This window comes from Spiroplasma endosymbiont of Megaselia nigra (genome assembly GCF_003987485.1).
Taxonomy (GTDB): domain Bacteria; phylum Bacillota_I; class Bacilli_A; order Mycoplasmatales; family Mycoplasmataceae; genus Spiroplasma.
This window is the reverse complement of sequence record NZ_RCOO01000050.1, coordinates 1-8,104: the sequence shown is the minus strand read 5'-3', so window position 1 is coordinate 8,104 and position 8,104 is coordinate 1. Positions and strand designations below refer to the sequence as shown.

Annotated in this window: 11 protein-coding genes; 1 reads left to right on the top strand and 10 read right to left on the bottom strand. The window is 22.3% G+C overall.

The annotated features are described in order from the left end of the window. Positions 1-282: 282 nt before the first annotated feature. A complete protein-coding gene (locus D9R21_RS03290; protein ID WP_126821087.1) occupies positions 283-1,368 on the bottom strand; it encodes a DDE-type integrase/transposase/recombinase in 1,086 nt (361 codons plus the stop codon). Positions 1,369-1,558: 190 nt separating this feature from the next. On the opposite strand from D9R21_RS03290, the gene D9R21_RS03285 reads away from it, so the two are divergent. After that, the gene (locus tag D9R21_RS03285) at positions 1,559-2,002 is read left to right on the top strand and encodes a lipoprotein (RefSeq protein WP_126821086.1); all 444 of its coding nucleotides are present in this window, start codon (positions 1,559-1,561) and stop codon (positions 2,000-2,002) included. Between the two features lie 24 nt (positions 2,003-2,026). On the opposite strand, the gene D9R21_RS03280 is transcribed toward D9R21_RS03285, so the two are convergent. The 9 genes from D9R21_RS03280 to D9R21_RS03235 form a co-directional block, all read right to left on the bottom strand. Continuing rightward, complete coding sequence (locus D9R21_RS03280; RefSeq protein WP_126821085.1) at positions 2,027-4,207, bottom strand: spiroplasma phage ORF1-like family protein; 2,181 nt, start codon at positions 4,205-4,207, stop codon at positions 2,027-2,029. Beyond that, the gene (locus D9R21_RS03275; RefSeq protein ID WP_126821084.1) at positions 4,200-4,508 is read right to left on the bottom strand and encodes a hypothetical protein; all 309 of its coding nucleotides are present in this window, start codon (positions 4,506-4,508) and stop codon (positions 4,200-4,202) included. Before D9R21_RS03275 ends, D9R21_RS03280 begins: the two co-directional genes overlap by 8 nt. 11 nt (positions 4,509-4,519) lie before the next feature. Beyond that, on the bottom strand, positions 4,520-4,756 hold the full coding sequence (locus D9R21_RS03270; protein WP_126821083.1) for a hypothetical protein: 237 nt from the start codon (positions 4,754-4,756) through the stop codon (positions 4,520-4,522). Between the two features lie 18 nt (positions 4,757-4,774). Continuing rightward, entirely contained in the window at positions 4,775-5,209 is a 435-nt protein-coding gene (locus tag D9R21_RS03265) for a hypothetical protein (RefSeq protein WP_126821082.1), read from the bottom strand. Beyond that, entirely contained in the window at positions 5,202-6,215 is a 1,014-nt protein-coding gene (locus tag D9R21_RS03260; protein ID WP_126821081.1) for a hypothetical protein, read from the bottom strand. Before D9R21_RS03260 ends, D9R21_RS03265 begins: the two co-directional genes overlap by 8 nt. After that, complete coding sequence (locus D9R21_RS03255) at positions 6,215-6,418, bottom strand: DUF2649 family protein (RefSeq protein ID WP_004028161.1); 204 nt, start codon at positions 6,416-6,418, stop codon at positions 6,215-6,217. Before D9R21_RS03255 ends, D9R21_RS03260 begins: the two co-directional genes overlap by 1 nt. 138 nt (positions 6,419-6,556) lie before the next feature. Further along, positions 6,557-7,006, bottom strand: coding sequence for a DUF3627 domain-containing protein (locus D9R21_RS03245; RefSeq protein ID WP_126821080.1), 450 nt, complete (start codon positions 7,004-7,006; stop codon positions 6,557-6,559). A 301-nt stretch (positions 7,007-7,307) separates the two neighbouring features. Next, positions 7,308-7,526 carry a hypothetical protein gene (locus tag D9R21_RS03240; protein WP_004028164.1) on the bottom strand — a complete coding sequence of 73 codons (219 nt, stop codon included), beginning with the start codon at positions 7,524-7,526 and terminating at the stop codon, positions 7,308-7,310. After that, on the bottom strand, positions 7,526-7,675 hold the full coding sequence (locus D9R21_RS03235) for a hypothetical protein (protein ID WP_004028165.1): 150 nt from the start codon (positions 7,673-7,675) through the stop codon (positions 7,526-7,528). Before D9R21_RS03235 ends, D9R21_RS03240 begins: the two co-directional genes overlap by 1 nt. Positions 7,676-8,104 lie beyond the last annotated feature (429 nt).

Sequence of the window (8,104 nt, the reverse complement as noted above, 5' to 3'; positions counted from 1 at the left end):
AAACCTGTTACATCAAGCAATAATTTTAATGAATATTTAGCACGATTTTCTTTTATAAAAGATACTATTTTTTGTTTATTTAATTGTAAAAGTCATGGAGCTTTTTTAATAATTCATTGTAGTATACCACATACATTTTGGAGATTGCAACAAAACAAGAAAAAATAATAAAATATATAATTTAAAATATAAAAACATCATTAAAAATGATACATATATAAATAAAAATTATAAAATTGACACACTGAAAAATATTTTAAATAAAACTTTATAAATTTAAAATTATTTAGTTAAATTAGTTAAAAATTGAAATGGTGTCTGAAAATTCAAAGATTTATGCACTCTTTCAAAATTATAAAAATAATAGTAATCATTTATTTTATTTTGTAAACCAACTGCATCCAATATTTTTTCTTCAAATACAAATAATTTACTATAATTTTGATGAAATCTTTCAATTTTACCATTTGACTGCGGAGAACGAACAGGTGTTGTTTGATGTAAAATATTTTTATCTGTTAAAAATTGAGTAAAGGTAGTTTCTTTAATAGTACTTTTTTGATTATTCCGATGACTATTAATAAATTCAGAACCGTTATCAGTCCTAATTCGTGTTATTTTAATACCAAATATTTTTTTAAAATCACTGATTGCTCTTTTAACAGCATCAATAGCGTTTTTAGTGCTTAATTTATCATAAATATATCCTAATCCTGACCGTGACATTTCATCAATAAAATCATAGACATAATACTTTTTATCAACTGGAAATTTACTTGGCATAAAATATTTAGCATCCATTTGTATTAATCCTAATTCTTTAACTTCATATCTTGGATGTTGTCTTTTAATTTCTTTAATTTTATTTTTTATTTTTAATCATCTTTTATCTTTTTTAAGTCAGCGAAAAAATGTTTTTAAATTTTTAGGTGCTTTATTTTTTAATTCTTCGCCATGAATTCCTTTTTTTAAATTATAAAACAAAGATAAAACACCACCAGCGTGTTTATTACAATATTCAAAATATAAATCACAGATATTTTCGCGAACATCATTACTATATTGATAATTAATATTATTAGGAATTGTTGATTTTAATAATAAATCTTCAAAATTATTATTTGCATATGCAAGTAAAATTTTATTTGCTCAGTAATAAAAAGTTGAAAACTTATTTTTAAAATATTTTTTAATCAAGTCTTTTAATAAAGACTTAGTTTTAAGAAAAAACTCCTTACATAAATTAATATATGCAAATATTTTCTTTTTTATTCTTTTATAGTATTTATTTTGATAATTTTTACTTAAAAAATCTTGTAATTTTGCTTGTAAATCGCTTAAATTAAAATCATCAACAATATATTTCATTAATTCACCTCATTTAAAAAACATAATAATATATTTATATCATTTAAAATAATTTTTATAAAACTTCAAACTTTTTTAAACAATCATAATCATAATAAATATCCTTTCTAAAATATATTTAAAAATACTTGTATATATATATATATATATATATAATGTCAATAGAATTGGTAAAAAAGGTGGAACAAATATGAAAAAATTACTAAGTATACTAGGAACAATCGGATTAACAGCAACAAGTACAACAAGTTTAGTTGCTTGTGATAAACCTAAACCAAATAATAATAGCGAAAACGGGGGAAATAAACCTGAACCTACACCAGAACCACAGCAACCACCAGAAAATAGTAATTGAAAATTAATTAATAGAGATAATTTTGTAAAAGAAAATAATGAAAAAAATAATAAATGATATATTTTAATTGCTAAACAAATGCAAAGTGATAATTTTTCTATTATAAAATTTAATTTTTCAAGTGAGTTAATTTGAAAAGTTGGAGAACATGGAGGACATAGAATTAATAATCGTTGATATGTTTATATTAATTCACTATATCGTTGAGACGAAGTTGGTGAACCACAAATACCAACAATTAATCAAAATACTGGTGAAATTACAGAATGAAAAGGTTAAAAGAAACTATTATTAAGTTTCTTTTTATATTAATCTTACAAACTTCATAAAAATAATTAATAAAAATAAATTAGTTATTGTACTATACAATGCGGGACTAAATTTTCATACCTCAAATGTTTGACTAAAAAAACTATATATTGTTTGAAAAATCTTACCAACACCACTTGCTAACTCGTTTACTTGTTTTATACCAGGGATATTATTAACTATTCAAATTGCTGCATTTATGATATGACACGCTAAATTATATCAACTACAACTTTCATATTGGGCTTGTCATCATTGACTATCAGGGAATAATCCGCCGTTATTAATTTCTTGTCAATTATAAATTCCAAAATTAAAATCATAATAACAATACATATCATTTTCTTTTTGAGCTTGTAATTCAAAGACATTATAGCCGATTTTTTGTTCTTCCATTTTCTTATATTTTAAACCATATTTATCTTTTAAAGAACCTTCAAAAACATATCTTTCATTTTGATTAATATTATAATCATTTGAGACTGAAAAATCATAATTAAATACATCTCCGTAATTTGTGTTATAAAACCGATTTTTATAGGCTGAATACATCTTAAAATCTAATAATTTATATTTATCAGAAAAATAAAAATATCGTGGATAAATTTTAAAACCATTATTTGCTAATAAACCATATTTTTTGTTATATCCTTGTGTATAGGTATTATTATTTAAATCAAACATTGTTCGTAAATAATCTTTATAAAAATTTTTAGATACAACAAACATACTATTTAATAATTTTTCAAATTGATTTTTATTAATATTATTATTATCAATTAAAACATCTCTAAAATTAACTAATTTTAAACCAAAAAAATTAATTAAAACAGTATCATACTGTAAATTATCAATATAACCACTTTCTATAAAATTACTCCGATTTTGAAATACTGGCACCAAAGCATAAGCAAAAAAGGCTTTTAAAAATTTATTAATATCAATTTGACCTTTCATTTTTTCATAATATTTAATATTTTCATTTTCTAAATATGAATTAGTATTTCCTTCAAAATTAAATATATAATCTTTTTCTTTCATAAAAGTAAACAAAAAACCTAATTTATCTTTTTGATTTTTAACTGGTTCATCTGCATATTTTCAATTATGAAATAATTCCAAACCACCAGCAATAATATTTTTTCGTTCATCAATCGTTAAAATCATTCTGTAAATTGATTTAAAACTATTTCGTACTAAACTTTCATCAACAATTTCAAAATCAAAAATTATTCTTTGTGTTCCGACAATAGAACTCTCATAATCGGGATTACCACCTTGCTGTACTCTAATATTTTCTTGAATAATAACATCTAAATATTGATTTAAAAAATCTTTAACTTTATTTTGATTTTCAAAATTTCATTCTATAATTTCACCAGTATTTTGATTAATTGTTGGTATTTGTGGTTCACCAACTCCGTCTCAACGATATAGTGAATTAATATAAACATATCAACGATTATTAATTCTATGTCCTCCATGTTCTCCAACTTTTCAAATTAACTCACTTGAAAAATTAAATTTTATAATAGAAAAATTATCACTTTGCATTTGTTTAGCAATTAAAATATATCATTTATTATTTTTTTCATTATTTTCTTTTACAAAATTATCTCTATTAATTAATTTTCAATTATCTTCAATTAAATTAACTGATTGTAAATCATTTATATTTGTTTTTAATTTATTTAACATTTCTGTTAAATTATATTTATTTGTAAAAGAATAAACAAAATTGGTTAATTCTCTTAAAAATTGTTTTTTATCAACATCATAAAATTTATTAATGTTATATTGTTTAACATAAGTATCTCAATTTTTATATAAATCCATAAATTTATCACTAGGTTTATCATAAGAAACACCAGTGGAATAACTATCTTTTAAAAAATCCAAGTATCATTTATCGTTATAAGTTAATGATTTTGATGTTTTTAAAGTAGGATTAATAAAATAATTTGTATCACTTCAATTTTCAAAAAAAGTGCTGCGTAAAAACATCGTATTAATAAAATCAGTTTCATTTATACCAGTTTCTACACTTCGCTTTGTTCTTGCTTTTTCTTCTGTTTGTTGTGATTGATGGTTTTGCTGTAATGTCATTGCCCCTAATGAGAAAAAAGAAATTAATAATATTGGTACAAAAGAAAATAACACTAAAAACTTACGCATTATTCTCTACCAACTTATTTTTACGATGTTCTTTTATTAATTTGATAATTTTATTAAATAAATAACCATAAAAATAATGAATTATTAAAATATCTCATAATATAATAAATCATAAACCATAAAATATATAACCATTTATACCACTATATTTTTCTTTTAATTCTCCAATTGTTGAAACTGTATCTAAAATACATACAAACGCTAATAAACAACTAATAATAAAATATAAAATTAAATCAACCCAAGAAATAAATAAACCATTTTGTTTCTTTTCCTTTTTATTTTCTACATTACTTTTCATAAATTTAACTCCTAACTATATAATGTTTTTGAAATAATAAAACCAATAATATATAAACTTGATATTGTTAACATTAACGGATGACTAAATAAAATTGCCATTTTACCAAAAATAGATAATAACCAAGTATCAGAATTATATAAATCCATAATAATATTTTTTGCTGATGTTAACTGATTAATAATAATTGTAATAAAACCAGTACCAAATATAGCGATTGCCGCTACCAATAAAACTAACTTAATCATATAAAATCAACTCCTTACTTATTTTTTTATTCTTTTAGTGCTATGAATTCTTTTAAAGCCTTGTTCTCTTGTTTTTGCTTGTCTTACTAAACTTGATAATTGTTGTTTATTACGACTAACTTTAAATTGTTTTCGTTCTTTGATGTGCTTTTGTAAACCTTTTTTAGTACTAGAAACACCCCGAACAGTAGCACCGTATAATTTAGAACTATTAATAACACCACTTTTAACCGTTGAACCTAAATCGTTATAATTAGTTGATGTTCCGTGAATAGCATAAATTGATAATTTAATAACCATAAAAAAGATTAAAAAATAAGCAATCGTTATATTTGTCATTGGTAATTTAGTATTTCAAATAACATCAAAAACAAATAAAAAAGTATCAAAAATAAAACTAAAAATCTTATTTCAATTATCGTTATTAACGCTTTCACTTAATAAATTACTCATTTTTTATCTTTCCTTTCCCTTTTTTTGCTTTTAAATTTTCTTTCAAAATATCAATATCAAATAATTCTAAGCGTTGTTTATTATTTAATTTTGATATATCTTTTCAAAAGTATTCTTTTTTATTAATAACTTCATCATTTTTTAAATCACGAACAAAACTTAATCAATGACTATCATATTTATTGGCAAATTCAAGCGGAATAATTATCTTAAAAAACCGAATTCCTAAACCAACATCGGACTTATGTTTTGCTTTTTTACCTTCTGCTGTTCGTTCTACTGATTTTGTTTTTCAAATTTCATAATCTGTAATATCTTGAAAAATACCAATTCGCATAACAAAACTACGATTAAAAATATTACCTAATTTTGACTTAACGGGTTTTTTCAATGAAATAGGAATAATAATACCACTCGCTAAATGACGAATATTATTTCACATCATACCCTCACGCTGTACGGTAAAAATTGCTCTATTTTTAAAATGTCTTGCTAAAACAATCCACACACTTTTACCACCGTGAACTTTTTTAACTTCGTGGGGACTAGTTCCATCAATATATAAAAAACTCTCATCAAACAGAATTAAACTATCATCAGGTGGTACTAATTTGGTTCTATCAGTAAAATCTAAATTATTAAAAGTTAAAAGTTTTATTGCATCATCTTCGATTGGATAATTACTATAAATTTTCTTTGTTAAAAGTTTCATAACTTGTGATAAAAAAGTTAAAAGTAATGTTTTACCAGTTCCTAATTTACCAATAATTACTGATAACGGATTATCTCAAATAAAGTAAACTAAACGAAAGACATTTAACTGATAAAAAACATTTTTTCAAACTCACCAAACAAAATATACACATTGTAAAGCAAATAATAGTCAAAATACTAAACCAGTAAAATTTAAAGAAATTATCCAAAGTAATAAATCAATTAAACTAAACAAAACCATTGAACCACTAATATAACAAAAGTTTATTAGAAAAAATGCAAACTTTTTCATTACTTAAAATACCCAACTATTTTAAAAATCATTCACAATAAGAACCAAGTTAAAAACAAAATTACAATTCAAATGCCAATCATAAGAGTTAAATATTCATTTTGAGTTAAATTTCAAGTTGTAATAGTTTCAACATTCGTTTTATCTATAAACAAAAAGACATGAATAAAAAACTCTTTTAATTTTTCTCAATCATTTTGCATTTTTAAAAACTCCACATTTTCTGAATAAGTTTAAAAAACATTCCAAAAAATAAAATTATAAATAACACAAACGATATAACATATAAAAATTCAGGGGCATTTGAACCAATAATATAACTAACAAATTGAACTCAATAATTATATAAACTCATTATCTAATTCTTCTAAATCGCGAATTAATTGTTCTACTTTTTTATCATTTCAATTTATTAAATTATTATTGTTATTTGTTTTTACTTTTTTAGGTTCATTTAAAAATAATGCTTTATGCATACGCGTAAAATAGTTTTGTTTATATTGATTATACAAATCAATTATTTCTGTTCCAGTTAAAAATTTTCAATCATGTTGTTTTAAATTTTCATCATATTTTACAATACGATAAGAATTATCATAAATTAAACCGATTGCTACTTGTTCTGAATGTTTTTGACTAGGATAAATAAACTTATTACTCAACCAAAAACCAATATGACGATTGTGATTAGGTAAATTTATAAAACTTGCTTTATCTGTTTCAAAAGGGATAAGTTCCTTAGAAATAAAATAATTTGCTATATTTTGATTTTTCTTAACAAAATTACTCAATTTTATCAACTCCTAACTAATATAAATATTTGTTTAATTAAACAATGTTATATTTAATGTTTATATACTGCTTATTTACTGATAAAAACAATGTTATACATAATGCTAATATATTGCTTATTTAATGTTTAATAAACAATGTTATTAACAATGTTAAAAATATAAAATAATAAAAATTGGCACACTGAAAAATACTATTAAGTTTTAAAGTAATAGTTATATAAAATAAATTAATAAAAAATAAATAAACTAGTGTGCCTTAGTTTTTGTTAAAATACTTTGAATATAGAGTAATATACTCTTAAAATCCTTTAACCATATGACGGAAAAAGTTTAATATCTTAATAATAATAAATAATCCAAATGGAATTAAAATAATTCACGCATCACCTAAAAAGGTCATTAATTGCGGTAAAATACCATATACAGCATCTTTTACTTTACCCATTGCATTACCTAAACCAGTTCAAATAGAATCCATTCCAGTCCCAAAAGTAACTGCATCTGCTAAAAAATTCATTATTTTCTATCCTCCTTTTTTTCAAGTTCTTTTTTTTCTTTTTTCTTACCTTGAATTTGACGAATTTTTTGATAAATTGATAAACCAATTCACGCAAAAATCCCTAACAAAATCAAAATACTAAATATTCATGTTAATCATACTGGCATGATATAACTCCTTTCAATAAATTAAAAAATTGAAATTTGCAAACTCGCTCCGCTCGTTGTCGCTTTGCTCCATTAAAAACATTATTGAATAAATTATCCGCTAATAAATTACGCGGAATAATTTATTCTTTTACTTTTTAATTTCAATATCTTTTGCAATCTTATTGACAGTATTAATAACAATATCTTTACCATACTTTTTCACTAACGACCGCAAAATAAAATATTGCTTTGTTTGCATAATTTCAACCCCTTATTTTAAAATATTAATAAAATTTATTTCTAAAACTGTAAATACCACAAAAGTACAAAATGTGTGTGGTTTCTACATTTTTAATAATTCATACCTAACTTTATAATAGTTTAAATCTTTTTTTCCAAATGGTTCTTTTGGACCTTTTGGTGTATTTAAAATTCCTTTTTTAAAAT